This window comes from Ruegeria sp. AB7 (genome assembly GCF_056542625.1).
Genome location: NZ_JBQGAC010000004.1, coordinates 207,491 through 233,223 on the forward strand (window position 1 = coordinate 207,491; position 25,733 = coordinate 233,223).

Annotated in this window: 27 protein-coding genes; 6 read left to right on the forward strand and 21 right to left on the reverse strand. The window is 58.1% G+C overall.

What is annotated here, in order from left to right; translation table 11 throughout:
* The 5 genes from ACR0EN_RS12845 to pdeM all read left to right on the forward strand — a co-directional run bounded on the left by ACR0EN_RS12845 (position 1) and on the right by pdeM (position 5,989).
* A complete protein-coding gene (locus ACR0EN_RS12845) occupies positions 1 to 852 on the forward strand; it encodes a tetratricopeptide repeat protein (RefSeq protein ID WP_170397362.1) in 852 nt (283 codons plus the stop codon).
* A gap of 3 nt (positions 853 to 855) precedes the next feature.
* The gene (locus tag ACR0EN_RS12850; protein ID WP_170733262.1) at positions 856 to 1,401 is read left to right on the forward strand and encodes a prepilin peptidase; all 546 of its coding nucleotides are present in this window, start codon (positions 856 to 858) and stop codon (positions 1,399 to 1,401) included.
* Positions 1,402 to 1,517: 116 nt separating this feature from the next.
* On the forward strand, positions 1,518 to 2,825 hold the full coding sequence (locus ACR0EN_RS12855) for an ATPase (RefSeq protein WP_170397365.1): 1,308 nt from the start codon (positions 1,518 to 1,520) through the stop codon (positions 2,823 to 2,825).
* 49 nt (positions 2,826 to 2,874) lie between these two features.
* On the forward strand, positions 2,875 to 5,286 hold the full coding sequence (locus tag ACR0EN_RS12860; protein ID WP_170818074.1) for a ligase-associated DNA damage response DEXH box helicase: 2,412 nt from the start codon (positions 2,875 to 2,877) through the stop codon (positions 5,284 to 5,286).
* 40 nt (positions 5,287 to 5,326) lie between these two features.
* Positions 5,327 to 5,989 (forward strand): ligase-associated DNA damage response endonuclease PdeM, encoded by a 663-nt coding sequence (gene pdeM, locus ACR0EN_RS12865; RefSeq protein WP_170818075.1) that lies wholly within the window; start codon positions 5,327 to 5,329, stop codon positions 5,987 to 5,989.
* Between the two features lie 3 nt (positions 5,990 to 5,992).
* On the opposite strand, the gene ACR0EN_RS12870 is transcribed toward pdeM, so the two are convergent.
* From ACR0EN_RS12870 to ruvC, 18 genes are all read right to left on the reverse strand, one after another.
* Positions 5,993 to 6,577, reverse strand: a complete 585-nt coding sequence (locus ACR0EN_RS12870; protein ID WP_480587068.1) for a LytTR family DNA-binding domain-containing protein — start codon at positions 6,575 to 6,577, stop codon at positions 5,993 to 5,995.
* Between the two features lie 374 nt (positions 6,578 to 6,951).
* Positions 6,952 to 7,842, reverse strand: a complete 891-nt coding sequence (folD, locus tag ACR0EN_RS12875; protein WP_170612115.1) for a bifunctional methylenetetrahydrofolate dehydrogenase/methenyltetrahydrofolate cyclohydrolase FolD — start codon at positions 7,840 to 7,842, stop codon at positions 6,952 to 6,954.
* A 53-nt stretch (positions 7,843 to 7,895) separates the two neighbouring features.
* On the reverse strand, positions 7,896 to 8,201 hold the full coding sequence (locus tag ACR0EN_RS12880) for a chorismate mutase (RefSeq protein WP_170404363.1): 306 nt from the start codon (positions 8,199 to 8,201) through the stop codon (positions 7,896 to 7,898).
* A 57-nt stretch (positions 8,202 to 8,258) separates the two neighbouring features.
* A complete protein-coding gene (locus ACR0EN_RS12885) occupies positions 8,259 to 9,935 on the reverse strand; it encodes a formate--tetrahydrofolate ligase (protein WP_170818077.1) in 1,677 nt (558 codons plus the stop codon).
* A gap of 166 nt (positions 9,936 to 10,101) precedes the next feature.
* Positions 10,102 to 10,677, reverse strand: coding sequence for an MOSC domain-containing protein (locus tag ACR0EN_RS12890; protein WP_170511399.1), 576 nt, complete (start codon positions 10,675 to 10,677; stop codon positions 10,102 to 10,104).
* A gap of 96 nt (positions 10,678 to 10,773) precedes the next feature.
* Positions 10,774 to 12,690: an ATP-dependent zinc metalloprotease FtsH gene (gene ftsH, locus ACR0EN_RS12895; protein ID WP_170424311.1), complete on the reverse strand. Its 1,917-nt coding sequence runs from the start codon at positions 12,688 to 12,690 to the stop codon at positions 10,774 to 10,776.
* 77 nt (positions 12,691 to 12,767) lie between these two features.
* Positions 12,768 to 14,021, reverse strand: a complete 1,254-nt coding sequence (gene tilS, locus ACR0EN_RS12900) for a tRNA lysidine(34) synthetase TilS (RefSeq protein ID WP_480587071.1) — start codon at positions 14,019 to 14,021, stop codon at positions 12,768 to 12,770.
* Positions 14,018 to 14,848 carry a tol-pal system protein YbgF gene (gene ybgF / locus ACR0EN_RS12905; protein ID WP_170424526.1) on the reverse strand — a complete coding sequence of 277 codons (831 nt, stop codon included), beginning with the start codon at positions 14,846 to 14,848 and terminating at the stop codon, positions 14,018 to 14,020. Before ybgF ends, tilS begins: the two co-directional genes overlap by 4 nt.
* A gap of 4 nt (positions 14,849 to 14,852) precedes the next feature.
* Positions 14,853 to 15,356, reverse strand: coding sequence for a peptidoglycan-associated lipoprotein Pal (gene pal / locus ACR0EN_RS12910; protein ID WP_170397385.1), 504 nt, complete (start codon positions 15,354 to 15,356; stop codon positions 14,853 to 14,855).
* Between the two features lie 86 nt (positions 15,357 to 15,442).
* A complete protein-coding gene (tolB, locus tag ACR0EN_RS12915) occupies positions 15,443 to 16,762 on the reverse strand; it encodes a Tol-Pal system beta propeller repeat protein TolB (RefSeq protein ID WP_480587074.1) in 1,320 nt (439 codons plus the stop codon).
* The gene (locus ACR0EN_RS12920) at positions 16,759 to 17,862 is read right to left on the reverse strand and encodes an energy transducer TonB (protein ID WP_480587077.1); all 1,104 of its coding nucleotides are present in this window, start codon (positions 17,860 to 17,862) and stop codon (positions 16,759 to 16,761) included. The genes tolB and ACR0EN_RS12920 overlap by 4 nt, the downstream gene beginning before the upstream one ends.
* A 15-nt stretch (positions 17,863 to 17,877) precedes the next feature.
* Positions 17,878 to 18,348, reverse strand: a complete 471-nt coding sequence (gene tolR / locus ACR0EN_RS12925) for a protein TolR (RefSeq protein WP_170424320.1) — start codon at positions 18,346 to 18,348, stop codon at positions 17,878 to 17,880.
* A gap of 2 nt (positions 18,349 to 18,350) precedes the next feature.
* Positions 18,351 to 19,046, reverse strand: coding sequence for a protein TolQ (tolQ, locus tag ACR0EN_RS12930; RefSeq protein WP_170397391.1), 696 nt, complete (start codon positions 19,044 to 19,046; stop codon positions 18,351 to 18,353).
* Positions 19,047 to 19,151: 105 nt separating this feature from the next.
* On the reverse strand, positions 19,152 to 19,535 hold the full coding sequence (ybgC, locus tag ACR0EN_RS12935; RefSeq protein ID WP_170636436.1) for a tol-pal system-associated acyl-CoA thioesterase: 384 nt from the start codon (positions 19,533 to 19,535) through the stop codon (positions 19,152 to 19,154).
* Entirely contained in the window at positions 19,532 to 20,155 is a 624-nt protein-coding gene (locus ACR0EN_RS12940; RefSeq protein ID WP_480587080.1) for a hypothetical protein, read from the reverse strand. The genes ybgC and ACR0EN_RS12940 overlap by 4 nt, the downstream gene beginning before the upstream one ends.
* A 64-nt stretch (positions 20,156 to 20,219) precedes the next feature.
* Positions 20,220 to 21,239, reverse strand: a complete 1,020-nt coding sequence (gene ruvB / locus ACR0EN_RS12945; protein WP_480587083.1) for a Holliday junction branch migration DNA helicase RuvB — start codon at positions 21,237 to 21,239, stop codon at positions 20,220 to 20,222.
* 16 nt (positions 21,240 to 21,255) lie between these two features.
* Positions 21,256 to 21,933 (reverse strand): Holliday junction branch migration protein RuvA, encoded by a 678-nt coding sequence (gene ruvA / locus ACR0EN_RS12950; RefSeq protein ID WP_170424326.1) that lies wholly within the window; start codon positions 21,931 to 21,933, stop codon positions 21,256 to 21,258.
* The gene (ruvC, locus tag ACR0EN_RS12955) at positions 21,930 to 22,427 is read right to left on the reverse strand and encodes a crossover junction endodeoxyribonuclease RuvC (RefSeq protein ID WP_170818083.1); all 498 of its coding nucleotides are present in this window, start codon (positions 22,425 to 22,427) and stop codon (positions 21,930 to 21,932) included. The genes ruvA and ruvC overlap by 4 nt, the downstream gene beginning before the upstream one ends.
* A 333-nt stretch (positions 22,428 to 22,760) precedes the next feature.
* On the opposite strand from ruvC, the gene ACR0EN_RS12960 reads away from it, so the two are divergent.
* Positions 22,761 to 22,976 (forward strand): DUF1127 domain-containing protein, encoded by a 216-nt coding sequence (locus ACR0EN_RS12960; protein ID WP_170397404.1) that lies wholly within the window; start codon positions 22,761 to 22,763, stop codon positions 22,974 to 22,976.
* Between the two features lie 108 nt (positions 22,977 to 23,084).
* On the opposite strand, the gene ACR0EN_RS12965 is transcribed toward ACR0EN_RS12960, so the two are convergent.
* The 3 genes from ACR0EN_RS12965 to ACR0EN_RS12975 form a co-directional block, all read right to left on the reverse strand.
* The gene (locus tag ACR0EN_RS12965) at positions 23,085 to 23,429 is read right to left on the reverse strand and encodes a hypothetical protein (protein ID WP_170397406.1); all 345 of its coding nucleotides are present in this window, start codon (positions 23,427 to 23,429) and stop codon (positions 23,085 to 23,087) included.
* Positions 23,430 to 23,533: 104 nt separating this feature from the next.
* A complete protein-coding gene (locus tag ACR0EN_RS12970; protein WP_170397408.1) occupies positions 23,534 to 24,406 on the reverse strand; it encodes a 50S ribosomal protein L11 methyltransferase in 873 nt (290 codons plus the stop codon).
* 66 nt (positions 24,407 to 24,472) lie between these two features.
* Positions 24,473 to 25,705, reverse strand: a complete 1,233-nt coding sequence (locus tag ACR0EN_RS12975) for an MFS transporter (protein WP_170511419.1) — start codon at positions 25,703 to 25,705, stop codon at positions 24,473 to 24,475.
* Positions 25,706 to 25,733 lie beyond the last annotated feature (28 nt).

The following is a 25,733-nucleotide window of genomic DNA, read 5'->3' on the forward strand; positions in this document are numbered from 1 at the left end:
ATGCGCCAACCCTTCTTGATTCCGACGATGCTGGCGTGCGGGCTGGTTTTGGCCGCCTGCGCAAAGGAAACCGAAGAGGAAAAGGTTGAACGTACTTTTCAGGAAGTGAACGTCATCGACGAGACCAACCTGAATGACGTGATGCTGAATGCGGCCGATCCCAATGAGGCGGTGACCTATTTCCAAAGTGCGGCCGCCAAGAACCCCGACCGCATCGACCTGCAACGAGGACTAGCAATCACGCTGACCCGTGCCAAGCGCAGCACTGAAGCTTCCGCCGCGTGGAAACGAGTGCTGAGCATGAAAGGGGCCAACAACGCCGACCGTGTCGAATACGCTGATGCGCAGATTCGCAGCGGCAACTGGGATGGCGCAAAGGCGACATTGGACAAAATCCCTCCTACATATGAAACCTTTAAACGGTATCGGCTTGAAGCGCTGGTGGCAGATGCCAAAAAAGACTGGAATCGCGCCGATCATTACTACGAAACCGCAGTGGGCCTGACGACCCGCCCTGCTGGCGTCATGAACAACTGGGGCTATTCCAAACTGACGCGCGGGCAATATGCGGAAGCCGAGCGGCTGTTTACCGACGCCATTAGGCAGGACAATTCTATGTTCACCGCCAAGAACAACCTGGTTCTGGCGCGCAGCGCGCAAGGCAACTACAGCGTTCCTGTTGTCCCAATGACGCAGACCGAACGGGCGAAACTGTTGAACACCATGGCCATTTCAGCCGTGAAACAGGGGAATATCAACCTGGCCAAGAACCTCTATCGCGAGGCGATTTCCACCCACCCGCAGCATTATGACGAGGCGGTCCGCTCGCTTCGGGCCCTTGAGGACGCCTGATCCATGATCATACCAGCGGCAGCGGCGGCGTGGTTTCTACCTTTTGTTCTGCCGATCTGTTTCTACGTTGCCTTTACGGATATGCGTGAGATGCGGATCAAGAACCACGCGGTCATCGCGCTGGCGGTTGTTTATCTCATCGTCGGGCTTATCGCATTGCCACCGTGGTCCGGTCCGTGGATCCCCGGCAACATCGGGCCGTTAACCCTGACCCTGCCTGCCTACGGATGGCAGCTGCTTCACATGGTTGTCGTTCTTGTTATCGGCATCGTGCTAAATGCAGCTGGGGTGATGGGGGCCGGAGACGCGAAGTTCTGTGCCGCAGCCGCAGCGTTTGTCTGGGTCGGTGACCTGATGTGGGTCATGGTGATTCTGACGGCAACTCTGCTGGGAGCGTTCTTTGCCCACCGGTTGGCGAAATACACCCGGCTGCGCCAGATCGCGCCACATTGGGAAAGCTGGGATCGCGGCAAACAGTTCCCTATGGGTCTGACGCTGGCTGGCAGCCTCGTTGTTTATTTGATTTTGGGCATAATCCACGGATCGTGAACAATCATCAGCGCGCCTTGCCCGCGCCTTTGTCCTGCCACAAATCCGCGCCAAATTCTTCCAAAGCGGCCCCGCAAGGGCCTTTTGCGTGATTTTTGGATGGACGAGCCCCGCTCATGAATATGCAGACCTCCTCTGTGATTGCCCCCCCTGCCCCTAAAGGCCTGGGAGAAATGCAACTTCCGCTGGTGATGATGCGGGACATTCTGTTGAAGACCGTCTTTCGCAAGAACGTGGATACGGTCAGCGAAATCGCGGGTGCCATCTGTTTGCCCGGGTCCGTGACACAGGAACTAGTTGATATCGCACGCGAGCAGAAACTGCTTGAAGCGACCGGGACTCTGAACGCCAACTCCGGCAATGAAATGGGCTATCAGCTGACCGATGCAGGCAAAGCGCGGGCGTTGGATGCGTTGAGCCAGTCTGAATATTTCGGTGCGATGCCGGTGCCGCTCGATGTTTACCGCGAGCAGGTCAAGCGCCAGTCGATCCGCAACATTCAAGTCACCCGCGACCAGCTAACCGGCGCGATGGGCCATCTTGTTCTGCCCGACAGCCTGCTGGATCATCTGGGCCCGGCGGTCAGCGCCGGTCGCTCAATTCTGATGTATGGCCCTCCGGGCAATGGTAAATCCTCGATCTCGAACGGCATTCGCGATGCTTTGGGGGACAACGTCTATGTTCCGCGCGCAATCGAATATGCCGGTCAGGTGATTACGGTCTACGACCCGATCGTGCACACCGCGATCGAGCAAGAAGAGGACGATCCCAACAGTCTGCGCCGCCGCAAGCGGTTCGACACTCGCTATGTTCAATGCGAACGCCCCACCGTTGTGACTGGTGGTGAACTGTCACTGAGCATGCTGGATTTGGTCTACAACCCCACTGCGCGTACTTATCAGGCGCCTCTGCAGCTGAAATCCACCGGCGGCATCTTCATCGTGGACGACCTTGGACGTCAGGCAGAGCCCCCTCAGGCCCTGATCAACCGCTGGATTGTTCCGCTTGAAGAAAGCAAGGATATCCTTGGCCTGCAATCGGGTGAGAAGTTCGAAGTACCATTCGACACGCTGGTTATATTTTCGACCAACTTCCACCCGAATGAAATTTTCGACCAAGCGGCCCTGCGCCGGATTTTCTTCAAGATCAAAATCGACGGCCCGAACCAAGAGAACTTCCTGAAGATCTTTGCCATGGTCGCCCGCAAGCGCGGTATGCCACTAGACGAGGCGGCGCTAGTGCATTTGCTGAAGGTCAAATACCCGACCATTAACAACATCTACGCAAACTATCAGCCGATCTTCCTGATCGACCAGATGATCTCAATCTGCGAGTTTGAGGGTATCCCTTATCAGATGAGTCCTGACCTTATCGACCGAGCCTGGGCCAACATGTTCGTTAAGGAAGAAAAGATCATTCACTGATCCCCTTGTCCTGGTTTCCATGGCCTGAGGGCTGCGCTAGGTTTGCCGGATGGTGCAGATTCCCCCGGCAGTCCAAAACTGGTTTTCGAACAAAGGCTGGTCGATTCATCCGCATCAGCAGGAAATGTTTGAGCGGGCGAATGATCCCGCGACCCTTCTTATCGCTCCAACTGGTGGCGGCAAAACCATGGCCGGTTTTCTGCCTTCCCTGGCCGAGTTGGCGCAGGGGCAGCATGACGGATTGCACACGCTTTATGTGTCTCCTCTCAAGGCGCTGGCAGCGGATATCAGGCGCAATCTGCGCGTTCCCGTCGAGGAAATCGGCCTACCAATTCGGATCGAAGATCGCACCGGCGACACATCGGCCACGCAGAAGAAACGCCAGCGCGCCGATCCTCCACATATCCTGCTGACCACGCCCGAAAGTCTGGCGTTACTTACCTCATACGAAGATGCTCCGCGCATGTTTGCTGGGGTCCAGCGCATTGTTGTCGACGAAATACATGCACTGGCAGAAAGCAAACGGGGGGATCAATTGATGCTGGCGCTGGCACGATTGCAGACACTCTGCCCCGATCTGCGCCGCGTAGGCTTGTCCGCCACGGTTGAAGACCCCGAAGGCATCGCACGATTTCTAGCCCGCAATCCCGATCCTTGCCGAATTATTCAGGCTGATCCCGGCCCTGACCCCGATATCTCGATGCTGCAAACACAAGAGATGCCGCCATGGTCGGGCGGTGGCGCAGCCTATTCCATCCCCGCTGTGATGGAGCAGATCAAAAAGCACAAGACGACACTTATCTTTCACAATACTCGGGCGCAGGCCGAGATTTTCTTTCACAACCTCTGGCTCGCCAACGACGACGCTCTGCCCATCGGCATTCACCACGGCAGCCTGGATCGGCAACAACGCGAACGGGTCGAGGCCGCGATGGTCAGGGGTGATCTGAGGGCAATTGTCTGTACCGGCAGCCTCGATCTGGGGATCGACTGGGGCGATGTGGATCTGGTGATCCAGATCGGCGCGCCGAAGAATGTCAAGCGGCTGGTGCAGCGGATCGGGCGCGCAAATCACCGCTACAATGCCCCTTCCAAAGCTATTCTCGTCCCAGCCAACCGGTTCGAAGTGGTCGAATGTGTTGCTGCACTGGAAGCTGTGCAAGAACATGATCTGGATGGCGACCCCCGCGGGCCAGGACCCAGGGACGTTTTGTGCCAGCATATTCTGATCGCCGCCGCAGCGGGACCCTTTGATGCAGATGCACTCTACGCCGAAATGACGGCTGCCGGGCCTTATGCGCAGATCACCCGTGCTGAATTCGATGCCTGTTTGGAATTCTGCGCCACCGGTGGATATGCCCTGCGAGCCTATGATCGGTGGCAGAGGCTTCAGCAGCGCCCGGATGGAGCGTGGCAATTGCGCGACCCGAGGGCGGCACAGCGTATCCGCATGAACCTTGGCACGATTCAGGACACCGACACGCTGAAGGTTCGGCTTAAGCGCAATCGCGGGGGCAAGCCTCTGGGTGAGGTAGAGGAGGGATTCGCGGCCTCGCTAACCCCTGGTGATACCTTTCTGATCGGTGGTCAGATCGTCCGCTATGAGGGTCTGCGAGAGATGGTGGTCGAGGTCAGCCGCCGCGCTGACCGCAAGCCCAAGATCGCGACCTTTTCGGGTACTAAGTTCGCCACGTCCACCCAGCTGAGCGACCGAATCCTACGGATGTTCGCACAGCCGGATTGGCCTCAACTGCCCGGACATACTGCCGAATGGCTGGGTCTTCAGCGCGAGATATCACGCCTGCCGCAAAGTGACCGCCTGTTGATTGAGAGCTTCCCTGACAGGGGGCGCGAGCATCTATGCGTCTACGGATTTGCCGGCCGCAATGCGCAACAGACGCTGGGCTTGCTGTTGACCAAACGCATGGAGGAAACCGGCCTTGCGCCGCTGGGATTTGTAGCCACTGACTATGCCACCTTAATCTGGGGGCTGGATGCGGTGACCGATCCGCGCCCACTATTTCAGTTGGACGCGCTACGAGAAGGATTGGAGACTTGGCTGGCGGGTAACGCCGTGATGAAACGCACATTTCGTGCTTCGGCCACAATCGCGGGCTTGATCGAACGCAACACTGGTGGGCAGCGCAAGAGTGGTCGGCAGGCGACATTTTCGTCAGATATCCTCTACGACACCTTGCTGAAATACGATCCTGAACATCTGCTGATGCAAATCACCCGCGAAGAGGCCATGCGCGGGTTGGTCGATTTCGGACGGATCGAAGCCATGGTCGCCCGGATCGGAGACCGGATTGACCTGCTGCGGCTGGACCGCGTCTCTCCCCTGGCGGCGCCTCTGTTCCTCGAAGTTGGCAAAGTCCCCGTCAAGGGTGAAGCCGAGGAACGCCTGCTTGCGGAAGAAAGTGCCCGGTTACTGCAGGCCGCAGGATTGCAACCGGCATAAACCACTTGCGCAATCCGCAAAATCGTATGAAGAACGGATCATGAACAAGATCGCGTTTTCATTTGCTGGCCAAGACCTGACTGCGCTTGGGTCGGGCGCACTATGGTGGCCGGAACAGGGCTTGCTCTGTGTTTCCGATCTGCATTTAGGAAAATCCGAACGGATCGCCCGCAGGGGCGGCCCGACCTTGCCGCCGTATGACAGCCGCGAAACATTGACCCGATTGGCAAGTGATCTTGCCCGTACCGGTGCCACGAAGGTCATCTGTTTGGGGGACAGCTTTGACGATCTCGATGCCTCGGGCGCGTTGGCTGCTGAGGATAGGCAACAGATCACCGCAATGCAGGCTGGTCGACGTTGGATCTGGATCGAGGGGAACCATGACCCCGGCCCGGTAGAAATGGGCGGCACACATCTGTCCGAGTGGGCTTGCCACGATCTGATTTTTCGCCATATCGCCCAGCAAAACAGCGCAGGTGAAATCTCGGGCCACTACCACCCCAAAGTTAACCTGAATGCCCGAGGGCGCTCGATCACCCGCCCGGCTTTTTTGCTGGATCAATCACGTCTGATCCTTCCAGCTTATGGCGCTTACACTGGGGGGTTGCACAGTTCAGCAGAGGCTCTGAGCGGGATCATGGCGCCGGATGCGCGGGCAATTCTGACCGGTGCGCAACCTCAACTCATCCCGATGCCCAGATAGGTTCTAGAGCAACCCGTCGTCCACGAGCTGTTGCTTGTATTTCCTGCTGACAGGAACCAGATCGCCGTTGCTGAGGTGCAAAAAGGATTTTCCCTTTTCTTTTTCGACCCCAACAATCGCTGTATCCACGACCCAGTGTGAACGGTGCGTACAATGGCCGTGTACCGGCTCCATCTCGGCAATCGCGTCGGTAAAGCGCGAGCGGATTGTAAACGTGCCATCGGACGTGACCACGTCGACATAGTGATCGCGCACGGTTAACCGATAAACCTGCCCCTCGAAAGTGGCGGGCAAACGATTGAAAAGACGTGGTCTGGGTTCGAATACCGGTGCTGCGGTTTCTTCCCGCTGACGCACCAGCAAAAGTCCGGTGGCGAAGAGAAGACCATAAGGGGCGACTTTCAATATGCCCGGTGCCATCAATCCATTTAGCGTGAACAGAATCCAGGTCAGAAACCACAGTGATGGTGCAAACAATGTCAGGATCAACAGGACGAAGGCAAAATCACGGACCAGCAATCCGGATCGATTTAGCCGTTCGCGTACCAGCTTTCCAGCCGACCAAGTCGCTGCAAGCGCGAGCAGCATAACACCTGTCCAGAACACCATCCGCTGACTGAATGGCAGTGTCATATCCCGAAAGGGGGCAAAGGAATACGCCAATAAAGGAATAAAAACGAGGCAGGCCACTACCCGTTGAAGGCTTATTAACGAGAAGATCGGACTCAGCTTCATCATACCAGGTAACGCACCTCGCCAAAGGTAAAACCATGAAACACGAACAGACAGGATTATAACCCCTTAAACGGCTGGAATAGAAGGATTATCACCGACCGACGCTAGGTCAAGTCAAGATGTAGTTATATAAATATCCTAATCTAATGAAAAAGGCCGGAGAGCTTTTCGCTCTCCGGCCAATTCAATCATTGACCTTGCGCCCGAATTGAACTCGGAGTTTGCAATTAGGCAGTCAGGCCTTCCGGTTCAGGCAAGCCGTTTGCGCGGCAAGCCGCGGTGAGCGTGTTCGCAAGAAGGCAGGCGATCGTCATAGGGCCAACTCCGCCGGGAACGGGGGTAATCGCACCAGCGCGTTCTGCCGCAGTGGCGTAGTCAACGTCGCCAACCAGCTTGTTCTTGCCGTCGCGTTCGATCCGGTTGATGCCGACATCGATCACGGTTGCGCCTTCCTTGATCCAGTCACCCGGAACCATCTCGGGGCGACCAACTGCCGCGACCACAATATCAGCACGGCGCACAACATCGGGAAGGTCTTTGGTGCGGCTATGCGCGATGGTCACGGTGCAGCTGTCGCCCAGAAGCAACTGCGCCATCGGCTTACCCACGATGTTCGACCGACCGATCACTACAGCATCCATGCCGGACAAAGAGCCGTGGTGATCGCGCAACATCATCAGACAGCCCAGCGGAGTGCACGGCACCATTGACTTCTGACCTGTTCCCAGCAGGCCCACATTCGAGATGTGGAACCCGTCCACATCCTTTGCCGGATCGATCGTGTTGATCACCAGATCTTCGTTCAGATGCTTGGGCAGCGGCAGTTGCACCAGAATGCCGTGCACCGCAGGGTCATTGTTCAGTTTGTCAATCAGCGCCAGTAGGTCCGCCTCGGACGTGTCCACATCCAGCTTGTGCTCGTACGAGTTCATGCCGACCTCGACGGTCATCTTGCCCTTAGAACGGACATAGACCTGGCTGGCCGGGTCTTCGCCCACCAGAACCACCGCCAGACCGGGAGTGATGCCGTTCTCTTCTTTCAGCTTTGCAACCTGGTCAGCCACCTGCGCGCGCACTTTGGCGGCAAAGGCCTTTCCGTCGATAACCTGCGCTACCATTCTTTGATCCCTTCTTTCACAAAACGGATCGGGCGCACTAGGCGCCCGTTTCTTCAGTCTGGGCCGAGCACGCGTTCTTCGCGGGCAATCGACCAATCAATCAGTATACGCCAGAGCTTTTCGGCAAGATCGGGGTCCATACCCAACTCATCCGAGCTCTTGCGGACGCGCTGCACCACATCTTCGACACGTTCCGGGATGCGGGCTGGCAGGCCCTCGCCGGGTTTCAGCTGCGACGCGCGGTCGATATAGGTTGCGCGCGTTACCAGCAATCCAATCAATTGGCGGTCCAGCTTGTCGATCTGAGGCCGCAATTCCTGCATCGAATGACAGTCTTGCGGAGGTATCAGAGTGGGCATTTTGGTCTCCTGCGGCCCGGGGATATCCCCGGACCACGAGATGTCTTATTTGAGCGCTTAGAACAAGCCCTCGATCTCACCTGCGTCGTTAAGGCAGATGGTTTCGGCGGCCGGTTTGCGCGGCAGACCGGGCATGGTCATGATCTCACCGCAGACAACGACGATGAAACCAGCGCCGGCGCTCAGGCGCACCTCACGCACCGGAACCGAATGGCCGGTGGGCGCGCCACGCAGGGTTGGGTCGGTCGAGAACGAATACTGTGTTTTCGCCATGCAGACCGGCAGGTTGCCATAGCCCGCTTCTTCCCATTCGCGCAGTTGGTTGCGGATCTTGTTGTCGGCTAGAACTTCGTCGGCGCGATAGATACGCTTGGCGATAGTTTCGATCTTCTCGAACAGCGGCATGTCGTCTGGGTAGATCGGTGAGAAGTTCGCGGCGCCGTTTTCGACGATTTCGACAACTTTTTCGGCCAGAGGCGTAGAGCCATCCGAACCCAGCTCCCAGTGACGCGACAGGATCGCCTCAACACCATGCTCGCCGCAGTAGTCCTTGACCGCCTGAACTTCGTCATCGGTGTCGGTGACGAAGTGGTTTATCGCGACGACAACCGGAACACCGAAGGATTTGACGTTTTCGATGTGGCGACCCAGGTTGGCGCAACCTGATTTAACAGCGTCGACGTTTTCCGCACCCAAGTCAGCCTTGGCCACGCCGCCATTCATTTTCATCGCGCGCACGGTGGCAACCAGTACCACTGCCGACGGAGCAATACCCGCCTTGCGGCACTTAATGTTCATGAACTTCTCGGCACCGAGGTCAGCACCAAAGCCCGCTTCGGTGACAACATAGTCGGCCACTTTCAGAGCGGTTTTGGTTGCGATGACTGAGTTACAGCCGTGCGCGATGTTTGCAAACGGGCCGCCGTGGACGAAAGCCGGGTTGTTTTCCAGCGTCTGCACCAGGTTCGGCTGCATCGCGTCTTTCAACAGAACGGTCATTGCACCTTCTGCCTTGATATCGCGGCAGTAAACCGGGGTCTTGTCGCGGCGGTAAGCAACAATGATGTCGCCCAGACGCTTCTCCAGATCTTTCAAGTCGTTTGCCAAGCAGAGGATCGCCATGACTTCGGACGCCACGGTGATGTCAAAGCCTGCTTCACGCGGGAAACCATTCGACACGCCGCCCAGAGACGCCGTGATCTGACGCAGAGCACGGTCATTCATGTCGACGACGCGGCGCCATGCAACGCGGCGTGTGTCGATTTCCTGCTCGTTACCCCAATAGATATGGTTGTCGATCATCGCCGACAGCAGCGAGTGGGCCGAGGTGATGGCGTGGAAGTCACCTGTGAAGTGCAGGTTCATTTCTTCCATCGGAACAACCTGCGCGTAACCGCCACCTGCGGCGCCGCCCTTCATGCCGAAGTTCGGGCCAAGCGAAGCTTCGCGGATACAGATCATCGCGTTCTTGCCGATGCGGTTCAAGCCGTCGCCCAGACCTACGGTGGTGGTGGTCTTGCCTTCACCTGCGGGGGTTGGGTTGATCGCGGTCACCAGGATCAGCTTGCCGTCTTCGCGGTCCTGTACCGAGTTGATGAAGTCCTGGCTGACTTTGGCCTTGTCATGGCCGTAAGGCAGCAGATCATCGCTGGAGATACCCAGCTTCGCGCCGATTTCCTGAATCGGCTTTTTGTTCGCCTCGCGGGCAATCTCAATGTCGGATTTGTAGCTCATTGGGCAGGGTCCCTGATTGAATTCCGTGCAAAACCGACGCACGGGCGTCGGCGCTGCGCAACATATACTGACGTACACAACTCTGATGGCTAAGGATTCCGACATTTTCATGCCGCGAAACGGCGTTGCGAGAAATCGTAATGCGCAAATCGGAAACGGATTGAACCTATGGGTTCCAAAGGGGCTGATCCGGCACAAACAATTGCATCTTGTCGCCGCGTTTCAGAGCCCCCGGGCGTTCGACCCAAGCCGTTATCCCGCGTCGCCCTTTGGCCGCAGGTTTGAATGCCGCCCCGTAACCGGTGTGATCCGCCTCGATCTCACGGCCCGGAAGAACGCAGGGGGCGTTTTCCATGTCCACAGTGATCGTTAAACCGCTCTCGGCCTGCAACCGCGAAGATGGAGGGATATGAGAGAAATCGGGAATGCCCTTCAGGACAATCGAAGCCCCAAGGTAAGACGGATCAAGCGTTGCCAACTCCATCTCAGCCGCAATATCACCCAATTCCTCTGCCGACAGCACTGACAGTTGCCGCACATTCCGGATCTCGGTGCCCTTTTGATAGAGATTCGCTACTCGAACACAGGACGCCCTATTGAGCCCCTGATGCCGTTCCCCCTGAACGCCATCAAAATTCAGGTCCAAATCGTTGACTGGCTTGGCCCGCAAAGACTGGCCTGCCGGAACATGGCCCAGCCATACCACCTCGGCTGAATATTCTGTTTCACGCAAGAATGGCATGAGGCGCCCCCCCTTCAATGACAGGTTAGCAGGCATAATGCCCAGCAACGCCCTGATGAAAAGAGAAAACCCGGAGGCTGGCTCCGGGTTTTGCAATTATGCGGTGGGTTCTGGTTCCATCCCGCCATCTGGCGGCGATTTCTTGGACTTGGTCTTCGGGATGGCAGTCACGCTGGGGGCGTTGCCCTCATCGGGGCTGTCGCCCTCATCATCGCTTTCGGTGGGCGGTTCGCCATTCATGACGCGCTTGATCTCATCGCCGGTCAGGGTTTCGTATTCCAGCAAACCTTGCGCCAGACGCTCCCATTCCTCGTTCTTATCGGTCAGGATCTTGTGCGCGCGCTCATAGCCTTGCTGGATCAGGCGCTTTACCTCTTCTTCGATCAGCTCTTTGGTATGGGCCGATACCGAGAACCCAGCGGTGTTGCCCTGATAGCCTTCATGCGCCTCGGCATAGTCGATGTTGCCGACCTTGTCCGACATGCCCCAGCGCATCACCATGGCGCGCGCCAGTTGGCTGGCCTGCATGATATCGCCCGCAGGGCCGTTCGACACGTGATCTTCGCCGTATTTAATCACCTCGGCGGCCTTGCCTGCCATAGTCATGGCGAGCTTCTGCTCACACTCATCGCGGTGATAGTTCAGACGATCCATTTCGGGCAGTGACACAACCATACCCAGCGCACCACCGCGCGGAATGATGGTCGCCTTATAGACCGGATCGCACAGCGGCAGTTCCAGACCCACAACGGCATGGCCGGCCTCGTGATAGGCGGTCTTCTCCTTCTGGTCCTGCGTCAGCACCATCGAACGGCGCTCGGCCCCCATCATTACCTTGTCTTTGGCGTTCTCAAAGTCCTCCATGGTGACAAAGCGACGACCGACGCGGGCGGCCATCAATGCGGCCTCGTTCACGAGGTTCGCCAGATCAGCACCCGAAAAGCCCGGCGTGCCGCGCGCGATGATGCGCAGATCGACATCGGGACCCAGAGGCGTCTTGCGCGCGTGCACGCCCAGAATTTTTTCACGGCCTTTGATGTCGGGGTTGCCGACGGTCACGTTACGGTCAAACCGGCCCGGACGCAGCAGCGCGGGGTCCAGAACGTCCTTCCGGTTGGTGGCAGCCAGAATGATCACGCCTTCATTGGCCTCGAAACCGTCCATCTCAACCAGCAGCTGGTTGAGGGTCTGTTCGCGTTCGTCGTTTCCGCCGCCATAGCCAGCACCACGATGGCGCCCCACGGCGTCAATTTCGTCGATGAAGACGATACAAGGCGCGTTCTTCTTGGCTTGCTCGAACATGTCACGCACACGCGATGCACCAACACCAACGAACATTTCAACGAAATCGGAACCCGAGATCGTAAAGAACGGCACACCCGCCTCGCCCGCAATCGCACGGGCAAGCAGCGTCTTACCAGTGCCCGGAGGGCCCACCAGCAGCGCGCCTTTGGGAATCTTACCGCCCAAACGCGAAAATTTCTGCGGGTTGCGCAGGAATTCCACGATCTCTTCCAGCTCTTCCTTGGCCTCGTCGATGCCCGCAACGTCGTCGAACGTCACCCGGCCATGCTTTTCTGTCAGCATCTTGGCCTTGGACTTGCCAAAACCCATCGCACCACCTTTGCCGCCACCCTGCATCCGGTTCATAAAATAGACCCAGACGCCAATCAACAGCAGGAAGGGCAGCAGCGTGATCAGGAACGACTGGAAACCCGATTGCTGCTGTTTTTCAGCACGTACGGGGATGTTCTTGTCGATCAGCAGCTTCGTCACCTCGGCATCGGTGGGTTTGATGGTGACAAAGTCCTGATTCTCATTCGTGCGATAGCGGATCTGTTCGCCATCTAGCGTCACGCTGGTGACGTCTCCGGCGTCCACGGCGCTGACGAATTCGGAATAGGTGCGTTCATTGTTCTGAAGCGACCCGCTGGGTCCACTGAACAGGTTGAACAGTGCCAGGATCAGCAGAAACAGAACGACCCAGAAGGCGATGTTGCGAGCGTTGCCCAAGGAAAATCTCCCGAAAGGTTTCGGCAGGTGGGGACCTGCCGGGGTTGTTCCTTAAAATAGAGAGGATTGTGGCAGGTTCAATGAGATAAAATCACTGCGTCGAAGTCAGACCTTTCAGGAAGCAGTTCGGCCCGCCATTCATTTGCAAAACCGGCCAGAGGTGCCGCCAATAGCATGCCTTCAACCCAGACTGAGGGCGTCGACAGCACGACAGCACGAGGTTTGCCCACAGAGCGCCAGTTTTCCAGCTGCAATATACCATCCTCACCAAGCGCCCGGATTTCCGCATCTTCAGTTTTTGGCCCGGATATAATCCAACGCCTGTCCCAAGGTTCTGAGGGGCGCGCGTGCTGATTGCTGACGGCGTTTAGCTCTCTGCAAATCCAAGTTTTTTTGCCTTCCGGGATTAAAATGCATCCCCCCAGGGTGGCCGTCTGAGCAGACGAAATCGCATCCAACACTTGATCCACCGCTTTGTGTCGTGGCGGATACTCTCCCCCTGCGATCCATGAAACAGACGCGGTCACAAGCCGACGACGGATTTCTTCGGGCAGAGTTTCGAAACCTTCGCGATCAATGCAAAGATCGCCATCCGTCACCGTCATGCACCGTAAAGCGGATTCTTGCGCGTATTGCGCCAATGCTTCACGCGCTTGCGCCATATTTTCAGCGACCCGTGATAATGACTCTGCCGTGATCCCGATTTGATTTAATCCGGAAAGTGCCTGGCGGGCTTTGATCCGGTCAAAACGAGGGTCCTGATTCGACGGATCATCAATCCACGAAATACCTTGCACAGTCAGATATTCCCGAAGATCGGAGCGTGTCGTGGACAGCAATGGGCGCAGCAATGTGACCAGACCTTCTTTTCGCGATACAGCCATGGCCGAAAGCCCCGAAACGCCCGAAGCACGGGCCAGCCGCATCAGTACCGTTTCAGCCTGATCATCCTCCGTGTGGCCCAGCGCAACTGCCTCTAGGCCCTTCGATTCGGCCCACGCGACCAGCAACCGGTATCTCGCACGCCGCGCCTGATCCTGCAGATTTCCGGATCCATCCCACCCCTGCCATTTCAGCGTTTCATGAGGAATGCCTAAGCGCTGCGCCAGGGTTGCGACAGCCAAGGCCTCTGACGCTGATTCAGGTCGCAGACCGTGGTCAACGGTCGCTGCAAACAACTCGATATTCTCTTGTCGCGCAATATCAACCAGCAAATGCAACAGGGCGGTCGAATCGCTGCCCCCTGATACCGCCACCCCCAGCCGGCGCGGTGGTGGATCCGGCAGACCCGCCCGCAGATTTGCCCGAAGCGTATCGGCGTCAGAGGTCAAGAACAGCCCAGTGTTGCCATTTCTTGTGTGGCCGAAGCAGCTGGTGCCGATGCCGGAAACCGTACGCCAACTTCGCCGAGAGTGATGCAAGCCTGATCGGTTTGGCCCAGCTGTCCAAGCGCTGCGCCCAACTCAAACAACGCCTCGGGTGCCAGAGGCCCTTCGGAGTCGCCCGTGAAGCTGGCCAGAAAGGCGCGCGCCGCTTCGCGTGTATCGCCCACCCCTTTCAGCGCCTGCCCGCGCCGCAGGTTGGCTTGGCTCGCCAGCGGGCTGCCCGGATAGGACTGGTCGAATTGCGCAAACAGATCGGCCGCGGTCTGGAAATCTCCATCCACCAGGGCCTGCGAAGCGGCATCAAAATCCGCTTGCTCACCGACTGCAAGCTCACCCTGATCAGTGACCGTGGGTTGCGTAGGGTTGGGGGTGGGTGCCACAGCCACATCGGTGGATGTCTCACCACCCAGCGTTGAGGTTTCACCCAACGCGCTCAGATCACCACCTTCAAGTTCAACCAGACGAAACTCCAAATCACCTATACGATTGGTGCCATCGGTCACGACATTCTGCACCCTTTGGTTCAACTGCTCGGTCTGGCGTGTCAGGCGCTGCAATTCTGCCTCGATCGCATCAACGCGCTCAAGCACGGAACTGCCGGACAGGTTTGGCGCGGGGGACCCAGTGGTTGAAAACTCGCGCTTGAGACGCTGAATTTCCACATGCAGCACGGTTAATTCCTGACGGATATCCGCCAGCGTCTGCTGATCCTGAGCCTGTGCCACACCAGCGACGGCCACAACCGCCGCCAGAACCAATCCTGCAATTCGCATCATCTTACCCCAAGGTTGAACCGGTCAGCACCGTCACCGCGCGGCGGTTTTTCGAATAGCAATCCTCGGTGCTGCAAATTTCGATCGGGCGTTCCTTGCCATAGCTGACGGTGGTCAACCGGTTGCCTGCCACCCCGCGCGAGATCAGATACTCCCGCGCCGCATTGGCCCGGCGAGCTCCAAGCGCAAGGTTGTATTCGCGCGTGCCCTGCTCGTCCGCATGGCCTTCGATATTGGCGACAAAATCCGGATTGGCGAGCAGCCAATCGGCCTGCCCTTGCAGAATCGTCTGCGCCTGCGGGCTGAGCGTGGACTGATCGACCGCGAACAGAACCCGGTCACCAACTGTTTGCTGGAAATAGGCTGGCGAACGCGGATCACTGGGTGAGCCCGGAACCAGTGCGCCGCTGCCACCAGCGCCGCCACCCAGAGCCGACGGATCATTATTGGAACAGGCCGCAATCAGGGTCAGCGCCCCAATTGCCGCGACTTTGCTCAACAGCTTCATCTCAAGTGCCTCGTGTTTCGTTGTTTATTGCCGCGCTTCTATCACATTGCGGGTTTGTTGTGAACTTTACCTGCGGTCTGTTCCAATCAATTCTGCAGTGGCCCCCAAGACGGATCGCTACCGCCATCCGGCGTTCTAACAGGACGCAAGTTACGGCCCGAAATATCCACAGAGTAAAGCGTCGATCGACCGCTTGCCCCCTGCGTTTCGCGGGTGAACATGATGACCCGCCCGTTTGGCGACCATGTGGGACCTTCGTCCAGGAACGAGGCGGTCAAAAGGCGCTCTTCGCTGCCATCCGTGCGCATAACACCGATGTGGAAGCGACCTTTGTTCTGCTTGGTAAAGGCAATCAAGTCACCACGCGGAGACCAGACCGGCGTGCCATAGCGGCCTTGCCCAAAACTGATCCGCGTTGCCTCGCCTCCGTTGGCGGGCATGATGTAAAGCTGCGGGGTGCCGGATCGGTCGCTTTCGAACACAATCCGGCTGCCATCCGGCGCATAGCTGGGGGCAGTTTCAATTGCCGGCGTGTTGGTCAGCCGCACGCTCTGGCCCGAGGCCAGGTCCATCTTCCACAGATCGGTGTTTCCGCCCTGGGTCAGAGAATAAACGATCGAACGGCCATCGGGTGAGAAACGTGGCGAAAAGCTCATGGTGCCTTCCTGCGTCGGCAATTCCTGCCGTTTCACACGGCCTACATCCAGTAGATAGATACGCGGCTGACCGGTTTCATAGCTGGTGTACAGCAGCCGGTCGCCGGTTGGCGAAAAGCGCGGAGCCAACACGATGGCGGCACTGTCAGTCAGGTACTGCACATTCGCGCCGTCATAATCCATGATCGCCAACCGCTTGCGCCGCTGATCCTTAGGGCCGCTTTCCGACACGAACGCGACTCGGCTGTCAAAGTAAGCACCCTCGCCGGTGATCCGGGTATAGACCTGATCGGCAACCTTATGCGCCATGCGACGCCAGCCGTCGGTGGTGCCCGCAAACTGCAACCCATTGCCCAGTTCCTGACCCGAGAACACGTCCCAAACCCGGAACCGCACCGTCAGCCGTTTGCCCGAAACATTGACCGCCCCTGTCACCAGTGCCTGCGCGTTGATCGCTTTCCAATCGGCAAACTGCACCGGGGCATCAAAACTGCTGACCCGGCTGATGAATGCATCCGACGAGATTTCGCGGAACAAACCCGTTCCCGTCAGGTCCGATACCACCACGCGCGAGATGTCTTGCGCATATTGTGCGGCCGAAGGTCCGTCCGGCACAAAGCTCGGCACCGCAAATGGCATCGGCTCGATGATCCCTTCATCGATTTCCAGACGCAGTGGGCCACTTTGGGCGTAGGCCGAGGTCGAAAGAAGGGTCAGGCCAATTAAGAGGCTGGTCAGAAGTTTCATCATTTGATCCGCATCCTCTCGGGATTGAATGTAATCTCAATATCCTGCCATTGATCGTATTTGTCAGCAGGTAGGTCATATCCTTTAGACCCACAGCGCAAAATTGCGCGCCGCGCGGCTTCGTAGGCTTGTTTTGCTGATGCGGCCGAGCCGCCTGAACTGTCGAGTAGCTGCAAACTGCCGCCAACCACTTTGCCATCTCTGGTTAACGAAAACCCGACAACAACCACGGTTTCCAGCGCATCCGTCGACAGGGACCCGACATTCCAACACCGCGACACCGCAACCCGCATCGCGTCTTTTTCACCGCTTGTCAGTGGTGGGCCCGAAGGTTCGGTGCCATTGCCCAATGCTTCGGCCAAGGCGTCATTGATCGCTTGCTCGTTTTGCGCAGGTTCAGTCGGCGCGGGCTCGGGCGTTTCTGCAACCTCAGGCTCTGGCTGGGGTGCCGGCCGGTTCGGGCGCACGCGCGGACGAGGAGAAGTTCGCGGGGCCGGATCTTCGACTTCTTCCGCCTCGGTCACAATCTCGGGCGCGGCCTCTTCCGGTGCCGTTTGATCTTGCTGTTCTTGTTGGATTTCCGCCCCTTCATCCAGCGAAACCGGAGGGGTTTCAATGTCATCCGGCTTGGCCTCGGGCGGAGGAGGAGCAATCTGCTCGGGCGCGATCTTATCCGCAGGGCTTGGTTCGGCCTCCGGGCCCGGAGGCGCAGGAAGCGCCGCCAGCTCAGGCTCGGGTTCTTCAAGCGTCGGAGGTTGTTCGATCAGTTCGGGCTCGGGCGGCACTTCCACCGTTTCCGGTTCCGGCTCGGGCTCAGGTTCCGGCTCGGGCTGGGCAACCGGCTCAGGTTCGGGCGTATCTTCCGGCGTCGGGTCCAGTATTTCGATCTCATCAGGTTCTGCAGGCTGTTGCAGTTCAGCCGGGTCAGTCGGCACCTCGGGTGCCTCGCGTTGCGCGGTCATGGCCGCAAACTGCTCAGCCGAGATCACCGAGACATCCTGTACAGCCATCGGCAGCGGCTCGGACCGGAAGGTCCCGCCGATCAGCGCCCAGCCAATCAGGCTGACATGCGCAATTGCCGAAATCTTGGTGCCGGTATCCACCGCGCAGCCTCACTCTCACCCTTCGTCCAGCGTTGGCCCGCCGGTATCAGTCACAAGGCCAACGTTGGAAAACCCGCCCGCGTTCAAAGCACCCATGACCTGCATCACTTGCGCATATGGAATCGCGCCGTCGGCACGCAAGAACACGCGGTCGCTGCTGCGCTCAGCTGCGATCGCGCGCAGCTTACCGATCAGTTCTTCGCGCAGCACATCCGTGGTCTGGATCTGCACGCGCCCATCTGCGGTCAGGGTCACAGTCAGCGGCTCTTCATTGTCACCGGGTAAGGCACTTGCGGCAGTCTTGGGCAGATCGACAGGTACGCCGACGGTCAACAATGGGGCCGCCACCATAAAGATGATCAGCAACACCAGCATGACATCAACAAAGGGCGTCACGTTGATCTCGGCCATCGGTTGGGCGCGCCCGCGCCGCCGTCCGCGCCTGCGTCCGTTCCCGCCCGAGCTTTGCTGAACTGCCGCACCCATCGTCAGCTATCCAACTGACGCGACAGGATAGTGGCGAATTCATCGGCAAAGGCCTCGTAGCCGCCGACGATGCGGTCACTGTCTGCGCTGAGTTTATTATAGAATATCACCGCCGGGATCGCGGCCAGCAAGCCAAGACCGGTGGCCAGCAACGCCTCGGCAATACCCGGGGCCACAACGGCGAGGTTTGTGTTCTGCTGCTCGGCAATCTCGATAAAGGCATTCATGATGCCCCACACCGTGCCGAAAAGGCCGATGAACGGGGCCGTTGAGCCAACCGTAGCCAGAATGGGCAACCCTTTTTGCAGCCCCTCAGCCTCTTTCGCGATCGCCACGTCCATCGAGCGATCGATCCGCGCCGTCGCCCCTGCGATCAAGCCGCCATCGGTGCGGTGCGAGCGTCGCCACTCGATCATCCCCGCCGCGAAAATCTTCTCGGAACTGCCATCGGGTTGGGTTCCGATCTGCTCGAACAGCTCATCTAGCGGATTGCCAGACCAGAAGCTTTCATCGAATACCTGCGCCTCGCGCCGCGCGGCTCGGTAGTTGATCAGTTTCTGAATGATAATGCCCCAGGACCAGATGGATGCACCGATCAGCATCAACATCACCAGTTTGACGATAAAGGTCGCGCGGGCATACAGCCCCCACATGGAGAAATCGATCTCCTGCGCCAGCGCCAGCGTTTCAGCTTCCATGAACCTGCTCTTTGTTTTGCCTGATGGCCATTTGGCCTTGTTTTGCCAAACGCTAACGCAGATGGAGATGAAAAGCCAACATAACCACCCCGGAGGCTGAAAATGTTACATCAATGCGCGAATCTCTGCCGGAAGGCGCACGGGCTTGCCCTGCGCATTCATACAGACGGCCGTTACTACGGCGCGGAAAATCTCGGTCTCGCCACGCTTGACCAATTGCGACATTGTCAACCGAGCGCCCGATAGCGAAACCATCTCGGTCTCGACCATCAGCTCGTCTTCAAACCTAGCGGCGGCGAGATAATCCGCCTCGATCCGCCGCACGACCCAGACAATGCCTGCGTCCCGCATCGCGTTCTGATCATTACCCAGTTTACGCACCCAGTCCGACCGGGCGCGTTCGATGAATCTCAGATAATTTGCGTGATAGACCACGCCTCCCATGTCGGTGTCTTCGTAGTAAACACGGACCGGGTAGTGATGCTTCATTGCGACGGCTCCAATCTGGCGAACAAGCGCAGCGCATGAGAGGGATCCTGCGCGGCACCGGGCAGAACAGGATCGTAGGCGGCGCGGATCAAGGCCGCAATATCAGGCCGCAAGATCGTCGCGTCACCAGCAATCGCCAGAGGTGAGGCGCTGCGAAAAGCTGTGTCGGACCAAAGCAGGATCGTTTGTACAACCTGGCTTAACGCGAGCGTTTCTGCCGGCACTTTCGACAGCTCTTTGTCCATGCGCAAAAACACAAATGCCGCGCGGATGGCGCCGTCTTCTTCGAACCGGAAAATGCGATACTGATTGGCATCGGCAGCCACCAGCCGGTCAACCAGTGGGGCCAGATCCGGGATCAGGCGATCCAGATCGGGCACGTCCAACAATTCCTGCCACTCACGGAAGAAGAACACCATGCAATTGGCACCCAGTTCGGGATCCGTCTCGGCCATCTTGTGATTTGCCAGAGTGACAACCGCCTCGAACGCACTTTTTACGGTCGACAGCGTTTCATCCTCGACACCAAACACGATGGGCACGATGGGTCTGCCCCAGCGCGCAAACAGAAACTCACCGCTATCGCGTGTGAACAGCGCCTCAATCTCATCGGGTGTCACGCCCCAGTCCTTCTTCTCGATTTAGATACGACTGCCTGAGGCTTAAAATCTAATGCGCCCCACTTCAACCAAACAGATCGCTCTGTCCTTTGGGTGCAGCCATCCCCAGATGAGTCCATGCCTTTTGCGCCAGCATCCGTCCGCGCGGAGTGCGCTGGATCAGGCCTTGCTGCAGGAGATAAGGCTCGATCACCTCTTCCAGCGAATCCCGGCTTTCGGACAACGCCGCCGAGAGTGTTTCAATCCCCACTGGCCCGCCCGCATAGTTCTCGGCAATCAGCTTCAAATACCGGCGGTCGGCCCCGTCCAGACCAAGGTTATCGACCCCCAGCCGGGTCAGTGACCCATCCGCCAAGTCGCGCGTAATCCGCCCATCGCCTTCAACAATGGCAAAATCCACTACGCGTCTCAGCAGACGACCGGCGATCCGTGGTGTTCCACGAGACCTGCGCGCGATCTCACGCGCGCCTTCGTCATCCGCAGGTGCGCCCAGTTTGCGGGCATTGCGGGTGACGATCTCGTGCAACTCGTCGACCGAATAGAACTGCAGCCGGGTCGGGATGCCAAACCGATCGCGCAACGGCGTGGTCAGCAACCCCATCCGCGTTGTCGCCCCGACCAGCGTAAATGGCTGCAGCTCGATCCGTACAGTCCGCGCCGCCGGACCTTCACCAATGACAAGATCCAGCTCGAAATCCTCCATCGCGGGGTACAGCACCTCTTCGACCGCCGGGTTCAGACGGTGAATCTCGTCGATGAACAAGACATCCCGCGATTCCAGATTGGTCAGAATCGCCGCCAAATCCCCCGCCTTGGCCAGAACCGGCCCCGAGGTCATGCGGAAATTCACTCCCAACTCGCGCGCCATGATCTGCGCAAGCGTGGTCTTACCCAATCCAGGTGGACCATGGAACAGCGTGTGATCCATCGCCTCACCGCGTTGGCGGGCCGACTGGATGAAGATGCGTAGGTTGGCCCGCGCCTCGGCCTGACCAATGAATTCATCCAGCCCCTGCGGGCGCAGGGCGCGGTCATTGTCCTCGGGCATCGGTTCGGGTCGCAGGGCGGGATCAGCGTCTACCATTCAGTTACCCTTTCACTCAGCCTTTGGGGGCCAGTAGCTTCAGCGCGGCGCGTATCAGATCGGCCTCGCCCGCATCTGGCATATTAGCCGCTGCCTCGGCCACGGCCGATGCCGCCTCGGACGGTCCATAGCCCAGATTGCCCAACGCCGACAGCGCATCCGCAGAAGCAGCGGCAGCGCCCGAGGCCGGTTTGGCCACCCGTTTCGGAACAGGCGCAGGCTCGGTCGTCTCAACCACTTCAAGTGCCGGGCCATCCATCGCTTCGGTCACCGTGCCGCCCATCGCCATCACACCCGGGGCCTTGTCCTTGAGGTCAAGAACGATCCGTTGCGCGGTCTTGGGGCCGACACCCTTTGCGGCCTTCACGGCCCCCCAGTCGCCCAAGGCAATCGCGCGGCTGACACCATCGGGCCCCAGCGCACTAAGAATGGCCAGCGATACCTTCGCACCCACACCCTGAACCGAGCACAGCAGACGGTGCCATTCCTTCTCGACCAAGGACAGAAAACCATAAAGCTGCATCAGGTCTTCGCGCACGACCATATCGGTGTAGATTGACATTGCCTCACCCACCCCCGGCAGGGCCGCCATGGTCCGGTCCGAGCAATAGACGATATAGCCGACCCCCCGCACGTCGATCAGAACGTGATCCGCCGCGCGGTAATCCAGCCGTCCAGTGAGCTTGCCGATCATGCGCGCACCTCTTTCATCCGTGCCTGCGGTGCGGCGCCATAGTAGGAATGGCAGATCGCAATCGCCAATGCATCCGCAGCATCCGCCCCTTTGGGGGAACAACCGGGCAGTTGAAGTTTGACCATATGCAGAACCTGCTCTTTTTCGGCGTGGCCGACGCCCACCACCGTTTTCTTGACGCGGTTGGGGGCGTACTCGCCAACCGGCAAACCCGCCTGCGCAAGCGTCAGAAGCGCAACACCACGCGCCTGACCCAGTTTCAGTGTACCGGCCCCATCTTTGTTGACGAAGGTCTGTTCAATTGCCGCCTGATCTGGATTGTGCTCGGCGATGACTTCGACGATTTGATTGTGTAGCGACAGCAGCCTTTCCCCCAGATCATCACCATCGGATTTGCACAATCCATTCGCAATGTGGCTCAGGCGGCTGCCATGCGATTCGATGACGCCCCATCCCAAGGTTCTAAGCCCTGGATCAATGCCCAGAATTCGCATGTTTTGTCTCGGCCTGCTCGGGTTTGTGTGATCTTTTTTCATCGACTAGCACGAAGCGTGAACATTTTCCAAGGAAATCAACTCAGGGTCCAAAACCGACATTCATGTCGCCTCCGGTTCCTCGCGGCCTGTTTGCGACCGGGTTAGGTTCGTTTTCGACGCTTTTCCGATCGAACTTTAACCAATGATTTAAGGGGTTTTCATCAATTTCGAGCGTTGCAAAAAATGCATAGGACACATGCAATTTCTGCGCTTGCGCACGGCGAAACTCATCACTAGATGCCGCTCAGATCGCAAGATCAGAGTTTAACACAAACCAGAAGGAAACAGGATATGGCTGCACTGGATACCACCCGCACCACCACTGGCTCATTCGGCCTCGTCGGCCGTATCGGCGCACTTTTTGCATCGGTTGTAAACGCCGTTGTTGAATGGAATGACGCCCGCGCAACCCGTAACGCGCTGAACGGTCTTTCTGACCGCGAACTGGACGATATCGGACTATGCCGCGGCGACATCGACGTTGTCGCCGAAGGCCGCCGTTACTGAGATAACGGACTACCGCATACGCCCCTTCCTCCTCCCTGTGGGGCAAACAGAAACACCGCACGCCGTGAGGCATGCGGTGTTTTTATTAGGAGGGTGCAAGATATCCGGTTAGAACCAAACCTTGTTCAGTTGGCTCGAGAAAAACGCGGTCACCGGATCGGCCTGCATGATCCAGGCGCCAGCTTTCTCAACCGGCGTGCCCTGATTCAGGCTTTCAACACGCGTTTCGTACGCAGTCGGGCCAAGATGGGACAGTAAAAAGGCCTTGAAGGCAAAGAAGCCAACCAAACACAGCAACAAAACCCTCGCTGGAACCGCTGAACGCATACGCTGGGGTTTCATCACCACCAGCCCGTCTGAGCGCAACGTGGCACGATAGCCGCGGCTGAGTTTCTGGTGCTTTTTGTTCAAACGCGAGATGCGTTGATCGAATTCGAGTTGTTTTCCTGTCATGGCAGCCTCCGAAAACCGCCCCCCGAGTGCATTGAAAGACGGTAATTAGAGAATGCGACAAAAACGTGGCAAAAATCCACAAAACTCCCGTAAATGGCCTAAATTCAGCCCTGTTTGCTTAAGATTAGCGTCGTCCACTCACCAATCCGATCCTGGCGAACCAGATTGAAGCCGTTTTGGAGATAAACCGAGATCACGTCATCGGACTGTTCATTGAGGATTCCCGATAGAATCGCTTGTCCACCCCCCCGCAGGTTCGCCGAAATTTCAGGCGAAAGGGCCACGAGCGGACCTTTTAGGATATTGGCGAATATCAGATCGTAAGGCGCATGCGCCTTCAGATCCGGGTGATCGAAACCTGCAGCTTCAACACATTTAACCGCACCCGCCATACCGTTCGCCCGTAGGTTGGCCTCGGCCACGTCGACGGCAACCTCATCAATGTCGCTGGCGATGATATCGCCATCCCAGACCCGAGCTGCGGCCATCGCCAGCACGGCAGTACCGCAGCCGATATCGGCAACTTTGGTGGCCGTGAACCCATGATCCAGAAGATGGTCCAAAGCCTTGAGGCAACCAAGCGTCGTCCCATGGTGCCCTGTGCCAAAGGCCATCGCAGCTTCGATCAGCAGCGGAATGCGGCCTTCGGGCAGTTTGTCGGCATCATGGCTTCCATAGACAAAAAACCGACCGGCCTCGACTGGGGCTAGTTCGCGGCGGACATGGGCGACCCAATCCGTTTCGGGCAACTCCGAGACCACAAAGGGCTTGGCCTCGAACGCGGCGGCCAGAACCGCCAGCGCGGTTTCATCCGGGGTTTCGGTAAAATAGCCGCCGACCTCCCACAGGCCCGAGCCATCCTCGACCTCGAACACGCCGACGCCGGTTGGTTCCGGGTCCAGCCGTTCCATCGCCTCGCCCAATCCTTCGGCGGCTTTCTTGCCGGTCAAAGTGGTCAGAGCAGTGAATGTTGGCATGGGGGCCTCCTGTTTCGATCGAAACAGCGCCTAGGGGCACCGACCGCCAAGGTCAAGCGGAGTCGCTTATTCGGCGGGCGCGGGGGCGTATTTCGACAGGATGGTTTCGTTGCCCGGTTCCGGATGACGCGGGATCAGTAATGACAGCAGAAGCGAGATGATCGCCATTGCAGCGGCCAAACCAAACACAGCGCCGGGCGAAACGACCCATAGCAGACCTAAAAGTGCTGGCAAGAAAACAGCGGCGATATGGTTGATGGTAAATGCCACCGCCGCAGTGGGTGCAATATCCGCCGGGTCGGCGATCTTCTGGAAATAAGTTTTCAAAGCCAACGCCAGAGCAAACAGCACATGGTCGATCACATAGAGAATCGCCGCCAGCAGCACGCCCCAGCTAAACCAGTAGATGCCGCCATAGGCTGCGAAAACGATGGCGAGCCCGGCATATTCAAAGATCAGCGTGCGGCGTTCGCCAAACCGCGCGACTGCCTTGCCCAGCAGCGGAGCCGCCATCATGTTGATCATCAGATTGATCAGGTACAGGCTGGTCAGTTCGTGTACTTCAAAGCCAAATTTCTCGACCATCATGAAACCGGCGAACACTACAAAAATCTGCCGCCGCGCGCCCGCCATGAACTGTAATGCATAATACAGCCAGTAGCGGCGGCGTAGGATCAGCTTCTTGGTCTGCGGCGTCGGCGCGTCGAATTGCGGGTAAGCGATCAGGCAAAACAATGCCAGCAAGGCCGTCACGCCGCCCGCCGCCATGAACACGAAGTTATAGGACAGGTCGAAGCGGTCCCATGTCAGAACGATCAACCCATAGACCACAGCCGTCGCAGCCGAGCCCATAGCCACCAGCCAGCCAAGCACCTGCGGCGCACGGTCTTTAGGCAGCCATTGCAGCTGCAGTGACTGGTTCACCGTCTCATAGTAGTGAAACCCGATCGAGCTGAACAGCGTCACAAACAGCAGCCCGCCAAGGCTGGGAAACCAGGCCGTCACCGCCGTCGCCACGCCCAACATCATCAATGAGATCATGGCCAGTACCTGTTCGCGGATGAAAATGATCACCGCAATCACGCCAACGGCCAGAAAGCCCGGAATCTCGCGTACCGTGTGCAAAAGCCCGATATCCGCCCCGTCGAAGTTCGCCGCCTCGATGACGAAATTGTTCAGCAATGCACTCCACGCGTTAAACGCGATCGGCATGGTCAACGCCATCACGAACAAGAGCGTCATAGGGCGGCGCCAGAGCGGAAGACTCTGCGCCTCAGACAAGGGCATGGGTTTCAGCATGAGGATGCTCTACGCCCATTTGTACTTT

Coding starts and splice junctions, on each gene's coding strand:
- ACR0EN_RS12845 (WP_170397362.1), top strand. CDS start 1: ATGCGCCAACCCTTCTTGATTCCGACGATGCTGGCGTGCGGGCTGGTT.
- ACR0EN_RS12850 (WP_170733262.1), top strand. CDS start 856: ATGATCATACCAGCGGCAGCGGCGGCGTGGTTTCTACCTTTTGTTCTG.
- ACR0EN_RS12855 (WP_170397365.1), top strand. CDS start 1,518: ATGAATATGCAGACCTCCTCTGTGATTGCCCCCCCTGCCCCTAAAGGC.
- ACR0EN_RS12860 (WP_170818074.1), top strand. CDS start 2,875: ATGGTGCAGATTCCCCCGGCAGTCCAAAACTGGTTTTCGAACAAAGGC.
- pdeM (WP_170818075.1), top strand. CDS start 5,327: ATGAACAAGATCGCGTTTTCATTTGCTGGCCAAGACCTGACTGCGCTT.
- ACR0EN_RS12870 (WP_480587068.1), bottom strand. CDS start 6,577: ATGCTGCTCGCGCTTGCAGCGACTTGGTCGGCTGGAAAGCTGGTACGC.
- folD (WP_170612115.1), bottom strand. CDS start 7,842: ATGGTAGCGCAGGTTATCGACGGAAAGGCCTTTGCCGCCAAAGTGCGC.
- ACR0EN_RS12880 (WP_170404363.1), bottom strand. CDS start 8,201: ATGCCCACTCTGATACCTCCGCAAGACTGTCATTCGATGCAGGAATTG.
- ACR0EN_RS12885 (WP_170818077.1), bottom strand. CDS start 9,935: ATGAGCTACAAATCCGACATTGAGATTGCCCGCGAGGCGAACAAAAAG.
- ACR0EN_RS12890 (WP_170511399.1), bottom strand. CDS start 10,677: ATGCCATTCTTGCGTGAAACAGAATATTCAGCCGAGGTGGTATGGCTG.
- ybgF (WP_170424526.1), bottom strand. CDS start 14,848: ATGCGAATTGCAGGATTGGTTCTGGCGGCGGTTGTGGCCGTCGCTGGT.
- pal (WP_170397385.1), bottom strand. CDS start 15,356: ATGAAGCTGTTGAGCAAAGTCGCGGCAATTGGGGCGCTGACCCTGATT.
- tolB (WP_480587074.1), bottom strand. CDS start 16,762: ATGATGAAACTTCTGACCAGCCTCTTAATTGGCCTGACCCTTCTTTCG.
- tolR (WP_170424320.1), bottom strand. CDS start 18,348: ATGGGTGCGGCAGTTCAGCAAAGCTCGGGCGGGAACGGACGCAGGCGC.
- tolQ (WP_170397391.1), bottom strand. CDS start 19,046: ATGGAAGCTGAAACGCTGGCGCTGGCGCAGGAGATCGATTTCTCCATG.
- ybgC (WP_170636436.1), bottom strand. CDS start 19,535: ATGAAGCATCACTACCCGGTCCGTGTTTACTACGAAGACACCGACATG.
- ruvB (WP_480587083.1), bottom strand. CDS start 21,239: ATGGTAGACGCTGATCCCGCCCTGCGACCCGAACCGATGCCCGAGGAC.
- ruvA (WP_170424326.1), bottom strand. CDS start 21,933: ATGATCGGCAAGCTCACTGGACGGCTGGATTACCGCGCGGCGGATCAC.
- ruvC (WP_170818083.1), bottom strand. CDS start 22,427: ATGCGAATTCTGGGCATTGATCCAGGGCTTAGAACCTTGGGATGGGGC.
- ACR0EN_RS12960 (WP_170397404.1), top strand. CDS start 22,761: ATGGCTGCACTGGATACCACCCGCACCACCACTGGCTCATTCGGCCTC.
- ACR0EN_RS12965 (WP_170397406.1), bottom strand. CDS start 23,429: ATGACAGGAAAACAACTCGAATTCGATCAACGCATCTCGCGTTTGAAC.
- ACR0EN_RS12970 (WP_170397408.1), bottom strand. CDS start 24,406: ATGCCAACATTCACTGCTCTGACCACTTTGACCGGCAAGAAAGCCGCC.
- ACR0EN_RS12975 (WP_170511419.1), bottom strand. CDS start 25,705: ATGCTGAAACCCATGCCCTTGTCTGAGGCGCAGAGTCTTCCGCTCTGG.